This window comes from Bradyrhizobium sp. B097 (assembly GCF_038957035.1).
Taxonomy (GTDB): Bacteria; Pseudomonadota; Alphaproteobacteria; order Rhizobiales; family Xanthobacteraceae; genus Bradyrhizobium.
Map to the genome: position 1 here is coordinate 3,505,679 of NZ_CP152412.1, position 21,113 is coordinate 3,526,791.

At 64.2% G+C, this 21,113-nt stretch carries 20 protein-coding genes and 1 pseudogene; 10 read left to right on the top strand and 11 right to left on the bottom strand.

Features of this window, described 5'->3' with window-relative positions; all coding sequences use genetic code 11:
• Positions 1-107: 107 nt before the first annotated feature.
• Positions 108-368: a GlsB/YeaQ/YmgE family stress response membrane protein gene (locus AAFG07_RS16270; RefSeq protein WP_223976144.1), complete on the bottom strand. Its 261-nt coding sequence runs from the start codon at positions 366-368 to the stop codon at positions 108-110.
• Between the two features lie 118 nt (positions 369-486).
• Positions 487-963 (bottom strand): redox-sensitive transcriptional activator SoxR, encoded by a 477-nt coding sequence (gene soxR, locus AAFG07_RS16275; RefSeq protein ID WP_342728153.1) that lies wholly within the window; start codon positions 961-963, stop codon positions 487-489.
• Between the two features lie 135 nt (positions 964-1,098).
• Here soxR and AAFG07_RS16280 point away from each other — a divergent pair, with 135 nt between their 5' ends.
• Both AAFG07_RS16280 and AAFG07_RS16285 read left to right on the top strand, forming a co-directional pair.
• Positions 1,099-2,214 carry an efflux RND transporter periplasmic adaptor subunit gene (locus AAFG07_RS16280; protein WP_342728154.1) on the top strand — a complete coding sequence of 372 codons (1,116 nt, stop codon included), beginning with the start codon at positions 1,099-1,101 and terminating at the stop codon, positions 2,212-2,214.
• Between the two features lie 107 nt (positions 2,215-2,321).
• Positions 2,322-5,399 (top strand): efflux RND transporter permease subunit, encoded by a 3,078-nt coding sequence (locus AAFG07_RS16285; protein ID WP_342728155.1) that lies wholly within the window; start codon positions 2,322-2,324, stop codon positions 5,397-5,399.
• A 200-nt stretch (positions 5,400-5,599) separates the two neighbouring features.
• On the opposite strand, the gene AAFG07_RS16290 is transcribed toward AAFG07_RS16285, so the two are convergent.
• Positions 5,600-6,784 carry an acyltransferase gene (locus AAFG07_RS16290; RefSeq protein WP_342728156.1) on the bottom strand — a complete coding sequence of 395 codons (1,185 nt, stop codon included), beginning with the start codon at positions 6,782-6,784 and terminating at the stop codon, positions 5,600-5,602.
• A gap of 184 nt (positions 6,785-6,968) precedes the next feature.
• Here AAFG07_RS16290 and AAFG07_RS16295 point away from each other — a divergent pair, with 184 nt between their 5' ends.
• Positions 6,969-7,142 carry a DUF1328 domain-containing protein gene (locus AAFG07_RS16295; protein ID WP_074128140.1) on the top strand — a complete coding sequence of 58 codons (174 nt, stop codon included), beginning with the start codon at positions 6,969-6,971 and terminating at the stop codon, positions 7,140-7,142.
• Positions 7,143-7,270: 128 nt separating this feature from the next.
• Here the strand turns inward: AAFG07_RS16295 and AAFG07_RS16300 are convergent, their stop codons facing one another.
• A complete protein-coding gene (locus AAFG07_RS16300; RefSeq protein WP_342728157.1) occupies positions 7,271-7,630 on the bottom strand; it encodes a DUF427 domain-containing protein in 360 nt (119 codons plus the stop codon).
• A 210-nt stretch (positions 7,631-7,840) separates the two neighbouring features.
• Here AAFG07_RS16300 and AAFG07_RS16305 point away from each other — a divergent pair, with 210 nt between their 5' ends.
• Together AAFG07_RS16305 and AAFG07_RS16310 are read left to right on the top strand one after the other, a co-directional pair.
• Positions 7,841-8,077 (top strand): BolA family transcriptional regulator, encoded by a 237-nt coding sequence (locus AAFG07_RS16305; protein ID WP_021077843.1) that lies wholly within the window; start codon positions 7,841-7,843, stop codon positions 8,075-8,077.
• A gap of 30 nt (positions 8,078-8,107) precedes the next feature.
• A complete protein-coding gene (locus tag AAFG07_RS16310) occupies positions 8,108-9,289 on the top strand; it encodes a low temperature requirement protein A (RefSeq protein WP_342728158.1) in 1,182 nt (393 codons plus the stop codon).
• A gap of 8 nt (positions 9,290-9,297) precedes the next feature.
• On the opposite strand, the gene AAFG07_RS16315 is transcribed toward AAFG07_RS16310, so the two are convergent.
• Genes AAFG07_RS16315 through egtB form a run of 3 tightly spaced genes read right to left on the bottom strand, consistent with a single transcriptional unit; the run spans position 9,298 to position 11,994 of the window.
• Positions 9,298-9,693, bottom strand: coding sequence for a DUF4345 domain-containing protein (locus AAFG07_RS16315; protein WP_342728159.1), 396 nt, complete (start codon positions 9,691-9,693; stop codon positions 9,298-9,300).
• Positions 9,694-9,718: 25 nt separating this feature from the next.
• On the bottom strand, positions 9,719-10,687 hold the full coding sequence (gene egtD, locus AAFG07_RS16320) for an L-histidine N(alpha)-methyltransferase (protein WP_342728160.1): 969 nt from the start codon (positions 10,685-10,687) through the stop codon (positions 9,719-9,721).
• A 53-nt stretch (positions 10,688-10,740) separates the two neighbouring features.
• Positions 10,741-11,994 (bottom strand): ergothioneine biosynthesis protein EgtB, encoded by a 1,254-nt coding sequence (gene egtB / locus AAFG07_RS16325; protein ID WP_342728161.1) that lies wholly within the window; start codon positions 11,992-11,994, stop codon positions 10,741-10,743.
• Between the two features lie 292 nt (positions 11,995-12,286).
• On the opposite strand from egtB, the gene grxD reads away from it, so the two are divergent.
• Genes grxD through AAFG07_RS16345 form a run of 4 tightly spaced genes read left to right on the top strand, consistent with a single transcriptional unit; the run spans position 12,287 to position 15,767 of the window.
• Entirely contained in the window at positions 12,287-12,619 is a 333-nt protein-coding gene (gene grxD / locus AAFG07_RS16330; RefSeq protein ID WP_028336765.1) for a Grx4 family monothiol glutaredoxin, read from the top strand.
• The gene (locus AAFG07_RS16335) at positions 12,616-13,170 is read left to right on the top strand and encodes an O-acetyl-ADP-ribose deacetylase (RefSeq protein ID WP_342729170.1); all 555 of its coding nucleotides are present in this window, start codon (positions 12,616-12,618) and stop codon (positions 13,168-13,170) included. The genes grxD and AAFG07_RS16335 overlap by 4 nt, the downstream gene beginning before the upstream one ends.
• Positions 13,171-13,216: 46 nt before the next feature.
• The gene (locus AAFG07_RS16340; protein WP_342728162.1) at positions 13,217-14,503 is read left to right on the top strand and encodes a serine hydrolase domain-containing protein; all 1,287 of its coding nucleotides are present in this window, start codon (positions 13,217-13,219) and stop codon (positions 14,501-14,503) included.
• 1 nt (position 14,504) lies between these two features.
• Positions 14,505-15,767 carry a serine hydrolase domain-containing protein gene (locus AAFG07_RS16345; protein ID WP_342728163.1) on the top strand — a complete coding sequence of 421 codons (1,263 nt, stop codon included), beginning with the start codon at positions 14,505-14,507 and terminating at the stop codon, positions 15,765-15,767.
• A 112-nt stretch (positions 15,768-15,879) separates the two neighbouring features.
• On the opposite strand, the gene AAFG07_RS16350 is transcribed toward AAFG07_RS16345, so the two are convergent.
• The 4 genes and pseudogenes from AAFG07_RS16350 to AAFG07_RS16365 all read right to left on the bottom strand — a co-directional run bounded on the left by AAFG07_RS16350 (position 15,880) and on the right by AAFG07_RS16365 (position 18,803).
• Positions 15,880-16,947 carry a threonine aldolase family protein gene (locus AAFG07_RS16350; RefSeq protein WP_342728164.1) on the bottom strand — a complete coding sequence of 356 codons (1,068 nt, stop codon included), beginning with the start codon at positions 16,945-16,947 and terminating at the stop codon, positions 15,880-15,882.
• 92 nt (positions 16,948-17,039) lie between these two features.
• A complete protein-coding gene (gene rpsD, locus AAFG07_RS16355; protein WP_176530327.1) occupies positions 17,040-17,657 on the bottom strand; it encodes a 30S ribosomal protein S4 in 618 nt (205 codons plus the stop codon).
• Positions 17,658-17,925: 268 nt separating this feature from the next.
• A pseudogene (locus tag AAFG07_RS16360) lies at positions 17,926-18,321 on the bottom strand (acyltransferase); the annotation flags it as partial.
• Positions 18,322-18,413: 92 nt separating this feature from the next.
• Entirely contained in the window at positions 18,414-18,803 is a 390-nt protein-coding gene (locus AAFG07_RS16365; RefSeq protein ID WP_298374840.1) for a cupin domain-containing protein, read from the bottom strand.
• A gap of 1,305 nt (positions 18,804-20,108) precedes the next feature.
• On the opposite strand from AAFG07_RS16365, the gene AAFG07_RS16370 reads away from it, so the two are divergent.
• Complete coding sequence (locus AAFG07_RS16370; protein WP_342728165.1) at positions 20,109-21,110, top strand: formylglycine-generating enzyme family protein; 1,002 nt, start codon at positions 20,109-20,111, stop codon at positions 21,108-21,110.
• Positions 21,111-21,113: the final 3 nt, after the last annotated feature.

The window sequence follows — 21,113 nt, forward strand, 5'->3', positions numbered from 1 at the left end:
GTCGGATCAGGCGCTACAAGCGTCAAGCGAGCAAGATCTCAATAGCGCGATGAACCCATCATCGCGCTGTTGTCTTATGTCCCGGCGCGATCCTTCCGGATCAGGCGCTAGGTTGCGCCGCGGATCGCGCGCCAGGCAAAGATGATAATCACTGCGCCGATGAAGCCGGCGACGAGATAGCCGATCCATCCTCCGCCGAGCGATACGCCGAGCAGACCCAACAGCCAGTTCGCCAGCGCGGCGCCGACGATGCCGAGGATGATATTCATGAAGATGCCGGTTCCGGTCTTCATGAACATCTCGGCGAGCCAGCCGGCCAATCCGCCGACGATGATTGCGGCGATCCATCCAACTTGAGGGTCGTTCATCTCAGGACTCCCTAGGGTCAGCAGTCCGGCCAGCATACCTGAGAATCACGTCGCGGCATGTGACCAATGGCAGGTTGTGCGCAACTTGTCGGCCGCGACGATGCCGTCAGCGTTGCAGTCAGCCTTGCCGCCCACGGCGCTGCCGCCGTTCGGCCGCCGTGATCAGGACACGGGGGCCCGGGCCCTGGGCGCCGAGCCTGTCGTCGCCGTTGCGCAGCGGGCAATCGGTGACGGACAGGCAGCCGCAGCCGATGCAGCTGAACAGCTTGTCTCGGAGGTCCGTGAGATCGCTGATGCGCTGCTGCAGCGCCGCGGTCCAGGCGCGCATCGCGCGCTCCCATTCGCGCATGGTCGGGGCGCGATCGAGCGGTATCGCGGCGAAGGTTTGCCTGATCTCCTCCAGCGGAATCCCGGCGCGCTGCGCGATCCGGATCACCGCGATGCGCCGCAGCACGCCGCGCATGTAGCGGCGCTGGTTGCCGCTGGTGCGCCGGCTCGCGATCAGCCCCTTGCTCTCGTAGAAGTGAAGGGTGGAGACGGCGAGGCCGCTGCGCCGCGCCACTTCGCCGACCGAAAGCTCCTGAGGAAGCGTCATCGATCCGAAATCCCGGATTAGAAGTCCTGCAAGCTGCCGGCCTTGACCTCAACTATACTTGAGGTTCTATAACAGTTGCGGGCTTGCAGGGGCAAGCTTCCGGCCGAGATGCCGGGGTTCATTCTTGGAAGCGAAATGCCGTCCGCATCATCCTCGTCGCGCCGCTGGCTCGGGCTTCGCGCCAAGCCGCTCGGCATCACCCTTGCCCTGCTGATCTGTGCCGCGGCCGCCTTGTTCGCCTGGCGAGCCGGCGGCTCCAGTGCGTCCGCCAAGGCCACGACCGAGGCCCCGCCGACGCCGGTGGCGGCCATGGTGGTGCGGACCGAAACCTTGCCGCGCGCGATCGAGGCGATCGGCTCGTTGCAGGCAGTGCGGCAGGTGATTCTGGCGCCCGAAGTTGCCGGCCGCGTCACCGCGATCAATTTCGATGCCGGCACCGATGTCGCCGAGGGCGCGGCGCTGGTGCAGCTCTATGACGCGCCGCTGCGCGCCTCGCGCGCGGTTGCGGTTTCCAAGGGTCGGTTTGCGCAATTGCAGGAGAAGCGTTCGCAGGGCCTCGCGCCCTCCGGCTTCGTGACCCAGGAGACGCTGCAACAGCGGCAGGAAGACCTGAAGCAGGCCGACGCCTCGGTCGAGCAGCTCGATGCGCAGATCGCGCAGACAACGATCCGCGCGCCGTTCGCAGGCCAGATCGGCCTGCGCAAGGTCAATCTCGGCCAATACGTCAATGCCGGCGATGCGCTCGCCACGCTGACCGCGCTCGACCAGCTCTATGCCAATTTCACCGTTCCGCAGCAGCGCCTGTCAAATCTGAAGGTGGGAGGCACGGTGACGATCCGTACCGATGCTTTCCCCGATCGGGTGTTCGAGGCCAAGATCAACGCCATCGAACCGCAGGTCGCCGAGGACACCCGCAATGTCCTCGTGCAGGCTTTATTCAGCAATCCCGACCGGCTGCTGCGGCCTGGGCTCTTCGTGATGGTGAACGTCGTGCTGCCGCCGCAGCTCGACGCCATCGTGGTGCCCGTCACCGCGATCCAGACCAGCGCCTCCGGCGAGAGCGTGCTCGTGGTGCGCGACAACAAGGCGATCGGCGTCGCCGTCAGGACCGGGCAGCGCATCGGCGAGCGCGTCGTGGTGGAGCACGGGCTTTCGCCGGGCGATCACATCGTAACCGCGGGCCAGCTTCGCGTCATGCCCGGTGCTGCCGTCCAGATGACCATGGCGGAGACGCCGGAGAAGGGGCGATGAGCATGATCCGGAAAAGTGCGAAGCGGTTTTCCGGAGAGATCATGCTCAAAAAAGAACTGAACTACCTCGACGCTCGCGCCTGAGCACGATGGTCTAAGGCAGGCATCATGCATTTCACCGACATCTTCATCCGCCGGCCGATTCTTGCGACGGTTGTCAGCCTGCTGATCCTCTTGATCGGCACCGCGGCGATGGTCTCGCTGCCGGTGCGGCAATATCCCAGCATGGAGAGCGCCACCATCCAGGTCGACGTGTCGTTTCCCGGCGCGACCCAGGACGTCATGCAGGGCTTCGTCACCTCGGTGATCGCGCAATCGATCGCGACCGCCAACGGCATCGAATACATGACCTCGAATTCGACGCTGGGCACAAGCCAGATCAAGGCCAAGCTGGTGCTCAACGCCAATGCCGACCGCGCCATGACGGAAGTGCTCGCCAAGGTGCAGCAGGTCAAGTACCGCATGCCGGCCGGCGTGTTCGACCCCGTCATCACCAAGATCACCGATGGCGCATCGGCGGTGCAGTACATTGCCTTCACCAGCGACACGCTGACGCCGGCGCAGATCACCGACTTCGCCACCCGCGTGGCGCAGCCGTTGTTGACTTCGGTGCCCGGCGTCGCCTCGGCCGACACGTCAGGCGGATCGTCGCTTGCGATGCGGGTGTGGATCGATCCGTTCAAGCTGGCATCGCGCGGCCTGACCGCGGCCGATATCGCCGCTGCGCTGCGCTCCAACAATGTGCAGGCGGCGCCCGGACGGCTGCGCGGCGAGATGACCGTGACCAACATCACGGCGGCGACCGACCTGCGCAATCTCGACGATTTCCGCAAGATGGTGATCAAGACCGGCGCCGGCGGCGGCCTGGTGCGGCTCGGCGATGTCGCGACGCTCGAGATCGGCGGCGAGAATTACGATTCCAATGCGCGCGACAGCGGCAGGCCCACCGTCTATATCGCGGTGCAGCCGACGCCTGACGGCAACCCACTGGAGATCGTCGCCGCCACCGCCAAGGTGATCGAGGACCTCAACCGCGTCGCACCGCCCGGTTTGAACGTCGCCGACGTCTTCAACATCGTGCACTTCGTCAAGGCCTCGATATCAGAGGTGCAGCACGCGCTGGCCGAGGCGATCCTGATCGTCGTGGTGGTGATCCTGCTGTTCCTGGGATCGTTCCGCTCAGTACTGATCCCGGTCGTCACCGTGCCGCTGTCGCTGGTCGGTACCGCGGCGATGATGCTGGCGCTCGGCTTCTCCATCAATCTGTTGACGTTGCTCGCGATGGTGCTGGCGATCGGGCTGGTGGTCGACGACGCCATCGTCGTCGTGGAAAATATCCATCGCCACATCGAGGAGGGCTTAAGTCCCGGCGACGCAGCCCTGATCGGGGCGCGCGAAATCATCGGCCCCGTGATCGCGATGACGATCACGCTGGCCGCGGTCTATGCGCCGATCGGCCTGATGGGCGGCCTGACCGGCAGCCTGTTCCGCGAATTCGCCTTCACGCTGGCAGGCTCGGTGGTGGTCTCGGGCGTCATCGCGCTGACCCTGTCGCCGATGATGAGCGCGCAGCTGCTGGGCGAGGCGACCTCGCACGGCCGGTTTGCCCGCTTCGTCGAGCATCAGTTCTCAAAGCTGTCGCGCGGCTACAGCCGGCTGCTGGCTGCGACGCTGAAGATGCGCGCCGCGGTGCTCGTGGTTGCGGTCAGCGTGCTGGCGGCGATCGTGGTGCTGTTTCTCGGCAGCCAGCGCGAGCTCGCGCCGTCCGAGGACCAGGGCTACGTGTTCACCGTGCTCCGCGCGCCGCAATATGCCAGCGTCGACTACACCACGCGCTACACCGACCAGGTCGAGCAGCTGTTTCGCTCGTTCCCGGAGTATCATGCGAGCTGGGTCATCAACGGCACCGACGGCCAAAACCATGCTTTCGGCGGCATTACGCTGACCGATTGGGACAAGCGCAAGCGCTCGGCCAACGACATCCAGAACCAGCTCTACGGCATGTCCTATGGCGTGCTCGGCGCCAGCGTGACGCCGTTCCAGCCCGCCGCTTTGCCGGCCGCGACCGGCGGCCTGCCGTTCCAGATGGTGGTGCGCTCGGCCGGTGATTTCTCAACCATCTATCAGGAGGTCGAGACGCTGAAGCAGGCGGCCTGGAAGAGCGGGCTGTTCGTCTTCGTCGACAGCGATCTTGCGTTCGACAGCCCGACTGCGCGGATCACCATCGATCACGCCAAGGCGGCCGAGGCCGGCGTCAGCATGCAGACCATCGCCGATACGCTCGCGGTGTTGGTCGGCGAGAACTACGTCAACCGCTTCAACTTCTTCGAACGCTCCTACGAGGTGATCCCGCAGGTGCGCCAGGTCGACCGGGTCACGCCGGACAGTCTCGGAAACTTCAATGTCCGTTCGAGCTCGGGGCAGATGTTCCCGCTGTCGACGGTGATCAAGGTCAACGTCAAGCCCGAACCGAACCGGCTGCCGCAGTTCAACCAGATGAATGCGGCGACGATCTCGGCCGTGCTCAAGCCCGGCGTCACCATGGGGCAGGCGGTGTCGTTCATGCAGGCGCAAAAACTGTCGCCGGGCATGACCGTCGACTGGCTGTCGGACAGCCGGCAATATGTCCAGGAGGGCAACCGCCTGATCGTCACCTTCGGCATGGCGCTGATCGTGATCTTCCTGGTGCTGGCGGCGCAGTTCGAGAGTTTCCGCGATCCGCTGGTTATCATGGTCACGGTGCCGCTCGCGGTCTGCGGCGCGCTGCTGCCGCTGTATTTCGGCTTCACCACGCTGAACATCTACACCCAGATCGGCCTCGTCACCCTGATCGGGCTGATCTCCAAGCACGGCATCCTGATGGTGAGTTTCGCTAACGAGATCCAGCACCATGAGGGGCTCGACCGCGTCGCCGCGATCCAGAAGGCGGCCGCGGTGCGGATGCGGCCGGTGCTGATGACGACGGCCGCGATGGTCGCGGGCCTTGCGCCGCTGCTCTATGCCGACGGCGCCGGCGCGGCGAGCCGCTTTGCCATCGGTATCGTCGTGGTGATGGGGATGCTGATCGGCACGCTGTTCACGCTGTTCGTGCTGCCGACCTTCTACATCCTGATCGCCCGCGACCACCGCGCGGCGGCCGCCCCGCGTCTCGAAAGCGTGGCGGCCAGGGGTGAGATCGCGGCGTAGGGAGCGGTAGTCTCTTTGACTGAAGCGGTCCTTCGACGAACTCGCTTCACCTCTCCCGCTTGCGGGGGAGGTCGACGCGCGTAGCGCGGCGGGTGGGGGCTCTCTCCACGATGTGACTCGCGGAGAGAGCCCCCACCCTAGCCCTCCCCCGCAAGCGGGAGAGGGGACGCAGCTCAGATGCCGCAATGTCAATGCTCTAGCTAAAGAACGTATTTGGCGCCCGGCAGCTTGCGCAGCACGGCTGTCGCGGCCCAGCTCAGCGCCACGGTGGCGAAGAACGCGATGGCGGCCTTGGCGATTGCCGGCAATTCCATATCGAACAGCCAGTATTGCAGCCACAGCACGATCGGATAATGCACCAGGAACATGCCGTAGGCGTCGCCCTGCATGCGGTCGAGCAGCGTCGGTCCCGGCGCTTTCGATTGCAGGAAGTAGGCCAGGATCGCAAACAGGATCGAGGCGCTGAACAGCACGTAGAAGGTGCCGTAGGACGCGAGATACCAGCCCGGCAGCGGATCGGGGTTACCGATGATCCCGCGCTTGATGTAGATCATCACCCACATCAGACAGTAGGGGATCACCGTGATCCCGGTCCAGAACCAGCGGCGCTCGGTCAGCCGTCCGTGGGCGCTGAGCAGGCCGCCCTCGAGGTTTGCCGCCCCGATCCCTGCACCGATGAAGAAGTAGGACGCATACAGCAGCACCCGGCTCGCCTGCACCGAGAACGGTCCGAGTTCGAACCAGTAGTTCTGGCCGTAATGGACCAGCATCGGCAAATAGGCGGCGGCACTGACGACGACCAGGAACAGCCAGAACTTCGAGGGACGTTGAAATCCCTTGATCGACAGACGGTTGATCGGCTCGAGCAGGCGCGACGACACCCGGTACAGCACGCTCGCCGTCACGTCGAAGGTCATCAGGACCCAGACGAACCAGATCGGGCCGCTTGGCCAGGGCCCGAAAATCATGGTCTTCCACCAGAATTCGGAGAAGGTCAGGTCCGGGGTCGCACGCAGCGCGATCGCGTAATAGGCGATCGGAATCACGGTGAACGCGCAGATCACGAAGGGCAGGCCGAGCCGCAGCAGCCGGTCGCGCAGGAAGATCAGCCACGGCTTGTGGCCGAGCCCGGGCCAGACGAACAGCCCCGACAGGAAGAAGAACATCGCCATGAAAAAGCTGTCGGTGGCGAGCACGACGCAGTCGAAACCGATCCAGGACGTCGGGTCGGTGTGCCCGAAATGGGTGTAGGGGATCACCGCGTGATGCAGCAGAACGACCAGCGTCAGGAAGGTGCGTGCGCGGTCGAGGGCGACGTTGCGCTTGTGAAGCTTCGGTGCTGCCTGGACGTCGACGGCCGGAGCCGCGTGAGCAATCGATTTCATGGTGCCCCCAGCCGGGTCTGCACCCGGATGTTGCAATCGGGAACCCGATTCAGCAAGGCCCAATTGTCCCGATTCCGTGGTGTCGAGGTCGGTCATTTCAGTGGATCTGTTTCGTTCTGGAACCGGGGTCGGTGGCGGGCGTTGTCGGGCGGACGCGCTGAGCGCGCGGTTTGTGGAGCGAGCAATGACACTGCTGAAATGGGCGTTGATCTTCCTTGTCGTCTCGATCATCGCGGGCCTGCTCGGCTTCACCGGCATTTCCGCCGCCTCCGCCGACATCGCGCGCTTCCTGTTCTACGTGTTCGTCGTGATCTTCCTGGTGCTGCTGATCCTTGGGCTCACGATATTCAGGGTCTAGCAGCGATCCGGCCGAACACTCCCGTCGTCATGCCCGGGCCTCACCCAGGCATTTCCGTTTTTTCAGGCCGGGCGGGCACGCGCCGAAACGGCCGGGCGAGGCCCGGCGCGTGCGGCAGGCGCGATGGTCTAGGCGACTTCCTCGATCTTCACCTTGTCCGGATAGAAGGCGAGGTGGCCGGCGATCTCGGTCATGGCCGGGAACGGCGCCTCATAGGTCCAGATCGCATTGTCCAGCGTCTTGCCGTTGGCCTTGATGCTGAAATAGTTCGCATCCCCCTTGTAGGGGCAATGCGTGGTCCGCTCGGTGCGGGCCAACAGCTCCATGTTGGCGTCCTGCCGGGGGACGTATTGCACGGCCGGATAGCTCGCTTCCTTCAAGGTCAGCGCATGGGTGGTCTCGGCGATGACGACGCCATCGGCGGTGATGCGGACACGCTTCGCATTGGGCGTGATCGTGATCGGATGGTCGGGGCCGGGGAGCTTCATGATTCTGCGCCTCTTCTGGTCATTTCGGCGTGATGGCTTGTGACCGATTGATGCAGGTTTAAATCGCTGGGAATGGGAATATAGTGTGCCCCAGGATGACCTAGAAGACCTCAAGCGTCGGGTTTTATCTGAGGTTTTATCTTGGGTTTTGTCTTGGTTTTCCTGGCCGAATCGGCCCTGATTCGAATGACCTGACGGAGGTGGACTGGGATGCCGATGGACGCCCGTGATATCGAATCGATGATCAAGGCAGCGATCCCTGATGCCGAGGTGACGATCCGTGATCTGGCCGGCGACGGCGACCACTACGCGGCCACTGTCGTTTCCGAGTCATTCCGCGGCAAGTCCCGCGTTCAGCAGCACCAGATCGTCTACCAGTCGCTGAAGGGCCAGATGGGCGGCGTGTTGCACGCGCTGGCCCTGCAGACCGGCGTGCCGGAAGGCTAGTCCCCGGCAGCAGGGCGGGGGCCCCAAGCGATGGCAGATAATCCTCGCGGCGCGATGTTTCGCGTCATCGTGCCGAACCAGCACAGCCGCGTCACCAATGCCGAGCTGTTCTTCGACCTCGTTTTCGTCTTCGCCGTCACGCAGCTGTCGCACACGCTGCTGCACCACTTCACCCCGCTGGGCGCGGTGCAGGTCACGGTGCTGTTCCTTGCAGTGTGGTGGGTGTGGGTCTACACCACCTGGGTCACCAACTGGCTCAATCCCGACCTGACGCCGGTTCGCCTGTTGCTGTTCGTCCTGATGCTGGGCGGGCTACTGCTGTCGACCTCGATCCCGTCCGCCTTTGAGGGCCGCGGGCTGTGGTTTGCCGGGACCTATGCAGCGATGCAGGTCGGCCGCACCGCGTTCTGGCTGCTGGCGACGCCGCGGAACCGGACCGCGGTGCGCCACAACGCAATCCGTATCCTGACCTGGCTGTCCTGCTCGGCCGTGCTCTGGGTTCTCGGCGGCTTCGCCGAGCACGAGACCCGGATGTGGCTCTGGATCGCGGCGCTGGCCATCGAGTATGTCGCGCCGGCTCTGCGGTTCTGGACCCCTGGGCTCGGCTTCTCCTCGATGGAGGCCTGGTCGGTCGAAGGCGGCCACATGGCCGAGCGCTGTGCCGGCTTCATCATCATTGCGCTCGGCGAGGCGATCGTGGTCGACGGCGCGACCTTTGCCGAGCTGACCTGGACGCCGGAGAATGTCGCCGCGTTCATCTCGGCGCTGGTCGGCAGCATCGCGATGTGGTGGATCTATTTCCACAAGGGCGCCGAGGCCGGCGCGGACATGATCTCCAAGTCAGAGGAATCCGGCCGCGTGGCGCGGATCGCCTACACCTATCTGCACATGCCGATCGTCGGTGGCATCATCCTCACCGCAGTCGCCGACGAACTGGTGCTGAAGCACCCGTCCGGCCATTCCGACCTGAAGACCATCGTGAGCTCGGTCGGCGGCCCCGCGCTGTTCCTGGTCGGGACCATCCTGTTCAAATACGTGATCCGCAACTTCCTGCAGCTCTCGCATGGCGTCGGCATCGTGGCGCTGGCGATCACGGCCTATTTTGCCCGCGAGATGTCGCCGCTGGTGCTTTCGATCGTCACCACCGCGATCATGATCGTGGTCGCGGCGTGGGAATCGATCTCGCTGCGGTCGAGCGGGGAGGAAGAATAGTCGGGGCGCTACCGGCGACCGGCCGTGGCCACGCGGTGCTGCCAATAGACGAACAGCGGCGCGCCGATCACTTCGAGCGCGGTGAAGCCCACGAAGGGCAGCGGCGGCAGGCCAACCATCACCATCGACAGCATCCTGCCGATGCCGCCGAGGAAGATGCCGCCCCAGACCACGCGGAACAGCACGGTCTCGCTTTCGATCCGCGGCACCAGCCAGAGCAGAGCGAGGCCGAGACCAAGCCAGACCCCGCCGAAGAAGCGCAGATTGCTGTCGAGCACCGGCAGCATTGGCACGCCCGACGAGGCGTAGAGCGGGTCGCTCACGCCGAGCATTGTGATGATGCCGGTCAGGATCGGGACGAGGGCGAGCAGGGCCGTCGCGATCTGCAGCGCACGCCGGCCCATGATTGTTGCCCCGTTCGGTTTGGTCTTAGTCCGCAACCAGCGCGTGCACCGAGAACATGGTGTTGGCGTCGGTCCAGCTGTCGCGCACCGTCCAGCCCGCGCTGCGGGCAAGCGCGGTGAACCGCTCGAGCGAGTATTTGTAGCTGTTCTCGGTATGAATGCTCTCGCCGGGGCGGAATGCGAAGGTGTTGCCGAGGATGCGCACGGTCTGCGCCTTGCGGCTGATCAGGTGCATCTCGATGCGATGGCGGTCGCGGTTGTAGATCGAGCGGTGGGTGAAGCCCGACAGGTCGAAATTACCGCCGAGCTCGCGGTTGATCCGAACCAGCACATTGAGATTGAAGCGCGCGGTGACGCCGGCCGCGTCGTTATAGGCGTCGTACAGCACGCGCTCGTCCTTCTCGAGGTCGACGCCGATGATCATCTGCGCGCCATGACCGAGGATCTTGCGGGCACTGCGCAGGAAGGCCAAGGCCTCGCTTGGCTCGAAATTGCCGAGCGTCGAGCCCGGGAAGAAGCCGACCTTCGGCATGGCGGCGACCGCCTCCGGCAGCACGAACGGCGCGGTGAAATCGGCCGCGACCGGATAGATGCCAAGACCCGGGAAATCCCGGCGCAACCCGTCGGCCTGGGCCTTGAGGAAATCGCCGGATATATCGACCGGCACATAGGCGGCGAATTCGCAGTGCTCCAGCAGCAGGCGCACCTTGGTGGTCGCGCCGGCGCCGAACTCGACCAGCGCCGCGCCGTCCGGAATGATTGCGGCGATCTCGCTGCCGCGGTCGCGCAGGATGCCGAGCTCGGTGCGCGTCGGATAATATTCCGGCAGCACCGTGATCTGCTCGAACAGCTCCGAGCCGGTGGCGTCGTAGAAATATTTCGGCGACAGCCGTTTCGGGTGACGGGCGAGATCGCCGATCACATCGCCGGCAAACGCCGAGGTCGCTTCGTCGAACGGATACGCTTTGGCCAAAGCGGCGGCATGCACATTCATGATACTCTCCCGAACGCGCTTACCGACGCGTTATCGATGTCGACAGGACTCAATCAGGCATAGTCGGCGAGGCGTAACCCCGTGAATTGCCAGCGATGGTGCGGATAGAAGAAGTTGCGGTAGGTGACACGGCTGTGACCGGCCGGCGTCGCCAGCGACGAGCCGCGCAGCACGAGCTGGTTGACCATGAACTTGCCGTTGTATTCGCCGAGCGCGCCTTCGATCGCGCGGTAGCCCGGGTAGGGCGAATAGGCGCTGCGGGTCCATTGCCAGACGATGCCGTAGGCGTCGTTAAGCAGGCCGGCGCGGGCGGCGACCTCCCATTCCATCTCGGTCGGCAGATGCTTGCCGGCCCAGCGGGCGAAGGCGTCGGCTTCGTAGTAGCTGACGTGGCAAACCGGAGCCTGCGGATCGATCGGCTGCAGACCACCGAGCGTCATGATCTTCCATTCGCCGTCGATCTCGCGCCAGTGGCCCGGCGCCTGCCAGCCCTCGTTGGTCACAGTGCCGAAGCCGTCCATCAGCCACAGCGTGGCGGTGGAATAGCCGCCGTCCTTGATGAAGGCGAGCCAATCGGCATTGGTGACGAGGTTTTTCGCGAGCTTGACCGGGCCGACCAGCGCGCGATGCGCGGGCTTCTCATTGTCGAAATGGAAGCTGTCATCGGCGTGGCCGACGGTGTGGATGCCCTCGTTGAGCGTCACCCATTCCTCGGGCCCGCGCTGCGATGCCGGGAAGCGCCACGCCTGATCGTAGGCCGGCGGGATCGGGTTCTGTGCGAAGGCATGCAGGATGTCGGTGTACATCAGCTCCTGATGCTGTTGCTCGTGATTGAGGCCGACCTCGACCAGCGGCACCAGCGCCGCGAGCTTGTCCGTGGTGGCGGTCTGGAAGAATTTCACCACCTCGGCGTCGACATGGCGGCGGTAGGCGGTGACTTCGTCTGATGTCGGGCGGGTCAGATGGCCGCGCTGGTGGCGGGCATGGCGGGGGCCGGCGCTGACGTAATAGGAATTGAACAGATAGGCGTAGTCTGGGTGGAATGGCGTGTAGCCCTTGACGTGCTCGCCGAGCAGAAACTGCTCGAAGAACCAGGTCGTGTGGGCGCGGTGCCACTTGGCGGGGCTCGCATCCGGCATCGACTGGATCAGCTGGTCTTCCGCCGACAGCGGCGCGGCCCGGCGCTCGGTCTCGTCGCGGACCGCGCGATAGGCGTCCACCAGCCGCTGCGCGAGCGACCCGGATTCGGAGGACAATGACGGGGAGGTGCCGGGAATGGCGGCCGCGGCAGAGGCTGGTTTCGTCAACGATGGTCTCCGATTCAAGGGGAGAACGTTGCTTCGGTAAACTGGTTCCAGACGGACAGTTCGTCCTAGATAGGGGCTCCGTTACGGGAAAAAAGCCTCCCCCATGATGATATTGGGCCCGTCAGATAATCCCGGCCCTTTTTGCGGTGCCGTCCGGCCCCCGCCGCATGCCAGATTTTCGCCATTTTGCTTTGGATGCACAATGGTTTGAGCTACATATATAGCCAGTCACGGGTTAGAAGGGTGGGCCGGCCCACAAGGCTTGAGAGCGCCGCCCCCGAAGGAAGCGAAAATGAGCATCGAGCAATTCATCGACAACGAAGTGAAGTCGAACGACGTCGTGCTGTTCATGAAGGGCACGCCGCAATTCCCGCAGTGCGGGTTTTCCGGTCAGGTCGTGCAAATCCTCGACCACATCGGTGTCGGCTACAAGGGCCTCAACGTTCTCGAATCGGCCGAGCTGCGCGACGGCATCAAGGTCTATTCGAACTGGCCGACGATTCCGCAGCTCTATGTGAAGGGCGAGTTCGTCGGCGGTTGCGACATCATCCGCGAGATGTTCCAGGCCGGTGAATTGCAGCAGCTGTTTGCCGACAAGGGTATCCCGGTCGACGTGGCTGCCTGACCTTGACGGCGCGCCAGATCGGCAAGGCGCGGCTCGAAGTCATCGTTACCGACATCACGACCCTGCGCGTTGACGCCATCGTCAACGCGGCCAATTCGTCGCTGCTTGGCGGCGGCGGCGTCGACGGCGCGATCCACCGCGCCGCTGGGCCGGATTTGCTTGCCGAATGCCGCGCGCTGCATGGCTGCGAGACCGGCGATGCCAAGATCACGAAGGGCTACCGGCTCCCTGCCAGGTACGTGATCCACGCCGTCGGGCCGATCTGGCATGGCGGCACCCAGAACGAGGATGCGCTGCTCGCATCCTGCTATCGTCGCGGCATCGAGTTGTGCCACGCCAACGGGCTCGGCTCCGTCGCTTTTCCCGCCATCTCGACCGGCGTCTATCATTTCCCGCCGGACCGTGCCGCCGCTATTGCGGTCAAGGCCGTCGTCGATGCCCTGACGGCTGCACCCGGCGTCACGCAGGTGATCTTCTGCTGCTTCTCGGCCCAGAGCGGCGAGCTGCATCAGGAGGCCCTGGACGCCTTCGGTAGCCCTTGTGCCCGATGATACCGCCGCTACACTTCCCCGTGATTTCCGGGGAGGGATAGTTCAAATGCAGTCATTTCGTTTGAGGTGCGCCGCCGCAGCCGGTGCGGTGTTGCTGGCGGCTTCGTTGGCGTACGCGCACACCGAGGGCACCTACGAGATTCCGGCGGGCGCGCATTTCAACCCCGACAAGCTCGCCAGGATCAGCGAGTTCTTCAAGAACGAGGTCGCGACCGGAAAGATTCCCGGCGCCATCGTCCTGATCCAGCAGCATGGCAAGCCGGTGTATCACGAGGCCTTCGGTGTGCAGGACGTGGTCAGCAAGGCGCCGATCACCGACCAGACCATCTTCCGCTTGGCCTCGATGTCCAAGTCGATCACCGCCGTGGTCTCGATGCAGCTGCTGGAGGCGGGGAAATACAAGCTCGACGATCCCGTCTCGAAATACATCCCGTCCTTTGCCGATGTGAAGGTCGGCGTCGAGAAGAAGGCCGAGGACGGCACCAAGACGCTCGAACTGGTGCCACTGAGCCGGCCGATGACGATCCTCGATCTGATGACGCATACGTCGGGTATCACCTACGGCTTCTATGGCGACAGCCTGGTCCGCAAGGCCTACAAGGAAGCCGATATCTACGGCGGAGATTTCGATCTCGCCGAATTCGCCGAGCGGATCGCCAAGCTGCCGCTGCACAACCAGCCCGGCGCGCTCTGGCAATACGGCCATTCTACCGACATTCTGGCGCGCGTGATGGAGGTGACCACCGGCGAGAAGCTCTCGACGATCGAGCGCGAAAGGCTGCTCGACCCGCTCGGCATGAAGGACACCGGCTTCTTTGTCACCGACCCCGAGAAGCAGAAGCTGATGGCCCAGCCGATGCCGAACGACAGCGACTTCCGGGTCGGCCGGGTCAACGATCCGACCAAGGTCAAGAAATGGGAGTCCGCCAGCGGCGGCATGGTCTCGACCATGGCGGATTATTCGCGCTTCGCGCAAATGCTGCTCAACGGCGGCACCCTCGACGGCAAGACCATCCTGAAGCCCGAGACGTTCAAGGAATTGACGACCGATCGTGTCGGCCCGGCCTCTGGCGTTGCGCGCGACGTATTCTATTTCCCCGGCGACGGCTTCGGCTTCGGGCTCGGGATCGCGGTGCGCACCGATCCGGGCAATGCCAAGCCGCCGCCGCCCGGCGATCTCGGCGAACTGAAATGGGATGGTGCCAGCGGCTGCTACTACATCATCGACCGCAAGCAGGACTTCTTCTTCATCCTCCTGGAGCAGACGCCGACCGAGCGTCAGCGCATCCAGCGGACGTTGAAGCAGCTCGTCTATGAAGCCATGGAGAATTGATATGCGTGGGTGCCGCGCGTTCGTCGCGGCACTCGTGCTCGCGTCCGTTGCGACTGCTGCGCAGGCCGGCTCCGCAGGGCCAGCCGCGCACAGCTTTTCTCCGAAAGGCCTCGCCAAGGTCTCCGACTATGTCAGGAACGAGGTCGCGACCGGGAAGATCCCCGGGGCGATCCTGCTGCTGCAGCAGCACGGCAAGCCGGTCTACTACGAGAATTTCGGGGTTCGCGACGTCGCAACCGAATTCTCGATGAGCGCGGAGACCATCTTCCGCCTCTATTCGATGTCGAAGCCGATCACGTCAGTCATCGCGATGATGCTGGTGGAGGAAGGCAAGCTCGCGCTCAGCGATCCGGTGTCGAAATACATCCCGGCCTTTGCCGACATGAAGGTCGGCGTCGAAAAGCGCGGCGATGAGGGCAAGGCGACGATGACGTTGGAGCCGCTCAAGCGTCCCGTGACGATCGAAGACCTGATGCGCCACACGGCAGGACTGCCTTATGGCTATTATGGCGGCGGCGTGGTGAACAAGACCTACGCCGATGCCGGCCTGTTCGACAACGATCCCGACAATGCCGAATTCACGGCGCGGCTCGCGGCACTGCCGCTCGCCGAACAACCCGGCACGCAATGGGATTACGGCCATTCCACCGACGTGCTCGGCCGCATCATCGAGGTGATCACAGGGAAATCCCTGTTTCAGGTCGAGAAGGAGCGGCTGCTCGGTCCGCTCGGGATGAACGAGACCGCATTCTATGTCGCCGACCGGGCGAAATGGCCGCTGATCGCCGAGCCGATGCCGAAGGATCGCATCATCAGCCCGGTCGCCGACGTCAGTGACCCGCGCCAGCCGCTGCGACGGGAATCCGGCGGCGGCGGCATGGTCGGCACGGTCGGCGACTATGCACGCTTCTCGCAGATGCTGTTGAACGGCGGCAGCTATGGTGGGAAGCGCTATCTGAAACCGGAAACCATCGCGCTGATGGCGTCCGATCACATCGGTCCCGAAAGCGGTGTCGTGCGCGACAAGAACTATTATCCGGGGCCGAACTCCGGCTTCGGCCTCGGTTTCGCGGTCCGAACCTCGGTGCCGCCGAACACGTCCTGGCCGCTCGGCGAATATCGCTGGGACGGCGTCGGCGGCACGTTCTTCTTCATCGACCCCGCCGACGATCTGTTCGGGATCTTCATGGTGCAGACGCCGTCACAGCGCGGCCGGATCCAGCAGGAGCTGAAGACGCTGATCTACCAGGCGATGGGGCGGTAACCGGCTTCGTAGCCCGGATGGAGCGCAGCGCAATCCGGGGACGGTCTCGTCCGAGGCGCCAATCACCCCGGATTACGCTTCGCTGCATCCGGGCTACAATCCGCGGCCGTAGCTACGCCCCGCGCACGATGTCCCTGACGTGACCGACGGCTTCCTCGATCATCGCGGCCGTGACATCGAGATGCGTGCAGGCCCTGATCCGGCCGTCCATCATCGCGAGCGTCACCCCGCGCTTGCGCAGCTCGGCGACCATCTTGTCGCCGGAGACGCCGGCGCCGTCGGGCCTGAAGAACACGAGGTTGGTCTCGGGCGCCTGCACCGCGATGCCGTTGATCTGCGCCAGCCCGCGCGCCAGCGCCCGCGCATTGGCATGGTCGTCGGCGAGACGATCGACATGGTGATCGAGCGCATAGATGCAGGCGGCGGCACAGATGCCGGACTGCCGCATCGAGCCGCCGAGCCGCTGCTTCCAGCGCCAGACGTCGTCGATGAAGGCGCGGGTGCCGGCGATCACGCCGCCGATCGGCGCGCCGAGGCCCTTGGAGAAATCGATCCAGACCGAATCCCAGCCCGCCGTCATGTCGCGCGGCGAGATGCCTGAGGCGACGGTCGCGTTCAGGAGTCGCGCGCCGTCCATGTGGGTCACAAGCCCGTGGTCCTTGGCGATGCGCACGACCTCATCCAGCGCGGTCTTCTTCCAGATCGTGCCGCCGCCGATATTGGCGGTCTGCTCGACGCTGACGAGCACCTGCGGCGGCTGGTAGCGGGTGCGCGGATGCAGCGCGGCGCGGAAGGTCTCCGGCGTGAACTGGCCGTCATCGCCTGGCAGTTGCGTGATCTGGAAGCCGCCGAGCGCGGCATGTGCGCCGCCCTCGCGGGCGATGATATGCGCGGTCGCGTGCGCCAGGATCTCGTCGCCGGGGCGGCAATAGGCCAGCGTCGCCGCGACGTTGCACATGGTGCCCGACGGCATGAAGACGGCGGCTTCCTTGCCGAGCAGATCGGCGACGCGGGCGTTGAGCTCGTTGGTGGTCGGATCGTCGCCGACCTGCTCGTCGCCGACCTCGGCCCTTGCCATCGCCTCTCGCATCCCGGGCGTCGGCTTCGTCTGTGTGTCCGACAGCAGGTTGATGCGGACGGCGGGCGCCTTGGGATCGGGCCGGGCAGGGGTGTAGTGCATGATGGTTCTCTCGGTCGGTGTGCACTGACTTTAGCCAAACAAAAAGGCCCCGGCAAAACCGGGGCCTTTCGGATCTCGCATGCGTGCCGTGATCAGCGCGAATAGAATTCGACGATCAGATGCGGCTCCATCTGCACCGGGAACGGCACGTCGCCGAGCGCCGGGATGCGGACGAACTTCGCGGTCATCTTGCCATGATCGACCTCGAGGAAGTCGGGCAGGTCGCGCTCGGGCAGCTGGGCGGCTTCCAGCACCGGGGTCAGCTGCTTGGAGGATTCCTTGACCTCGATGGTGTCGCCGACCTTCAGCTTGTAGCTGCCGATGTTGACCTTGCGGCCGTTCACCTTGACGTGGCCGTGGTTGATGAACTGGCGCGCGGCGAACATCGTGGCGACGAACTTGGCGCGATAGACCACGGTGTCGAGACGGCGCTCGAGCAGGCCGATCAGGTTCTCGCCGGTGTCGCCCTTCAGGCGGCTGGCCTCGACATAGATGCCGTGGAACTGGCGCTCGGAAATGTTGGCGTAGTAGCCCTTCAGCTTCTGCTTGGCGCGGAGCTGCACGCCGAAGTCGGAGAGCTTGCCCTTGCGGCGCTGGCCGTGCTGGCCGGGGCCGTATTCGCGGCGGTTCACGGGGCTCTTCGGGCGGCCCCAGATATTCTGGCCCATGCGGCGATCGATCTTGTACTTCGCCTCACTGCGCTTTGTCATCGCGTCCTCTTTGATAGCCGTCGCACGAAGCGCCCGGCGTTTTGTCAGTTTCAGGTTTGAGGAGACGCGCCCTCCTGTGTACCGGCCAAAAGGCCCGTACCGACAGGTCCGCCTCGAAAGCTCGGGGAGAACCACGGGTCGCGAAACGCATCGCGGGCCGAAACCGGCCCGCGAGCAAGGGTGGTCTTAAGGAGAAAGTCGGGCTCTGTCAAACAAAACGCAGGCCGATTTGGGCCGAATCGGCGTCAAAATCGGTCCCTTTCGTCGCTCAAAGCCGGGTTCCGGCGGCCCGGACCGGTCGGGCGTCGGCTTGCGGCCGGATCGCGCCCAATTCCACGGCGATTTCGCCGCCGAGCACCTGCTCGGGCCGGGTCAGGGTTTTGGCGATCAGGGCGGCGTCGCAGACCAGATGGTCCCAGCGCAGCACCACATCGACGGTGTGGTCCGGCTTGATCACGCCATAGCTCAGCAGGAATGGCCCGGGGCTCAGCGCGTGCAATTCGCCCGGGCCGTAGGCCGCGACCGAGGTGACGCCGAAGCTTCCGCAGAAATTGGCGCGCTGCCGGCCGAAATTCATCCCGATCGCCCATGCCAGGCGGCGCAGCGGAAACGGCAGGCGCGTCACACAGAGCATCTTGCGGAACGAGGGGATCTCATGCAGCGGCGGCAAAAATCAAAGGCCCGGCGAGCTCGAATTGTTGCTCGCCGCACCTGAAGCCAACATGAACCGACTGGTCGGAGGCCAACAGGTTCGGCCTACGGCGCTGGTTTCGCCAACGGCTCGCCGGCCTTGACCACGTAGACCCCTAGCACCTTGAGCGGTTTGTCGCCGGAAGTTTTGGCATCGTGCACCGCACCTTCCGGGATCTGGTAGGAATCGCCTGCCTTCAGCTTCAACGGTGGCTTGCCGTCGATCACAAGTTCCAGCTCGCCCTCGAGCACATAGCCGGTTTCAGCGCCGGGATGGCTGTGACGACCCGACGCACCCCCGGCCGGAACCTCGGCAATCGCCGTGACCGTGTTGTAGCCCGCCGGGAAATCGACCTTCTGCAGCGGCGTCCGCTTGATGCCGCTCTGCTGCGCAAAGGCAGCGCCGGCACCGGCAAAGGCAATCACGGTGAGACCAAGCAGCAATTTCCTGAACATGCATTTTCCTCCCAAGGCGGGAAAGTCTAGCACGCGCAATCGCGGCGGAAAGCCGGCGAAGTGTGATCTATGCTTGCGACGTTCGGATAAGCCCGTTCATCTCGCGGTGCGATGCGCCCGAGTTTTTGGATCGTCGGTTCGCCCACGATTGTCGGAGGGCGCAGGGAAAGCCGGGTGCCGATCGCACCCATGGGTCCCGTGCAACAAAAAGCACGGGAGGCAGGACCACAGGTGTAACCGGGAACTCCGGCTTTCCCTGCGCGATGGTTTGACGGCTTATACGTGCTCTCCCCGGTGAGACCGGGCTTGTTTGTCACCGCCTCGCGAAGATGCTTCGCATCTCGCGGGGGACACCTGCCACTGGGGCGTCAGGACCACACGATTTCGCCGTACACATCAATCACGCTTCGTCGGTCGTGACATCAGCGTCCACCGCATCTCACCGCACACCCGTGACGATGCGCAAGCGCCCCTCGATCGGGTGAGACGCGCACACCATACAGTGAGTTGTTCTTCTGATAAAGCGAAATATTTTTGTCGCGCAGGCTTGCCACGTCGGGCTCAGTGATTGCGATTTCGGATGACGCCGGCATCTCCTTCGATGCACAGCGCGATGCACTCCCGCTTCGTGCGGGCGTTCAATTCGTCCGGGATTGAGACAAGTCATATGTCGAGCAAGTCTGCGTGCGCCCCGATTGCACATCCACAAGGGCAGCGCGATTGATCGACTGGGCACAGTGCGTGAAGTCAGTACAATGCGCCCCCTGCGACATCGTGCCTCGATTGGTTTGATCCGCATCGCGAACTCGTGCAGCGCATCTGCAAACGAGCGGATTTTCGCTTGTTTTCTCGCAAAACCAAATCCGGCGACAGCATCGGATTGATGGAATTGGGACATCCTTCGTTAAGGCTGCACGCCTTGGGGTTGCGATTGGCACAAATTGCACATCACACGCAAGACGCGTTGCGCTATCGTTTGATCGCAAAGCGAAACAGCTCGTGGCAACGTCCGGCGGGACGGATCACGCGCCGCAGGAGCGGCCGCGCGCACAGACGACGAGGAGGGAAGGGGAAGAAGGCCTGACGTAATCAACGCTGCCGAAAAAGTGCAGCACTGAAGAATGGAAGGGCGCGATAATGCAATCGAGCACGACGTTCGATCCCCAAGAACCCGAGTCCGTGATCCACAAGGCTGCGATCGTCAGCAAGATTTTCCGCGTAGCACTCATCGGAATCATCGCCCCATCGAGAATACAGGGCTTCAGGGACTATTGCCCACGCTAGTGCGCGAACAGGTGCATCGCCATGTTTCGCACAGAGACCGCCGCCGCTGAACCAGAGCAGGACGACCGGATGCAGACCGACGACATGGTCTGGATTCCCGGCGGCACGTTCCGCATGGGCTCGGACCATCATTATCCCGAGGAGGCGCCGGCGCACCGGGCCTCGGTCGATGGCTTCTGGATCGACCGCACGCCGGTGACCAACGCCCAATTTCGTGACTTCGTGCAGGAGACCGGTCACATCACCGTCGCCGAGCTGCCGCCCGATCCCGCGCAATATCCGGGTGCACTGCCGCATATGCTCTACGCCGGCTCGTTGGTGTTTTCGCCGCCGCGCCGGGTCCACACGCTGCGCGACTGGAGCCAATGGTGGACCTTCCTGCGCGGCGCGAACTGGCGCCGCCCGTATGGCGCGCGCAGCAACATCAACGTGCTCGGCAGCCATCCGGTCGTCCACGTCGCCTATGCCGACGCGCTCGCCTACGCCAAATGGGCCGGCAAGGAGCTTGCGACGGAAGCGGAATGGGAGTTCGCGGCGCGCGGCGGGCTCGAAGGCGAGGAATATGCCTGGGGCAATGCCCTGACGCCCGGCGGCAAGCACATGGCCAACATCTGGCAGGGCAACTTTCCGCTGCAGAATCTCTGCGAGGACGGTTTTGACCGAACCTCGCCGGTGACCGCATTCCCGCCGAACGGCTATGGCGTCTACGACATGATCGGCAATGTTTGGGAGTGGACCGCCGACTGGTGGTCGGCCCGCCACGAGGCCGACGCGGCCAAACCCTGCTGCATCCCGCAGAACCCGCGCGGCGGCCGCGAGGATGCGAGCTACGACGACGGCCAGCCCGCAATCAGGATTCCGCGCAAGGTGCTGAAGGGCGGCTCGCATCTCTGTGCGCCGAACTATTGCCGCCGCTATCGCCCCGCCGCCCGTCACGCCGAGCCGATCGATACCTCGACCAGCCATGTCGGCTTCAGGTGCGTGGTGCGGTCATCCGCAGCCGTTTCTCACCCGCCGAAATGAATG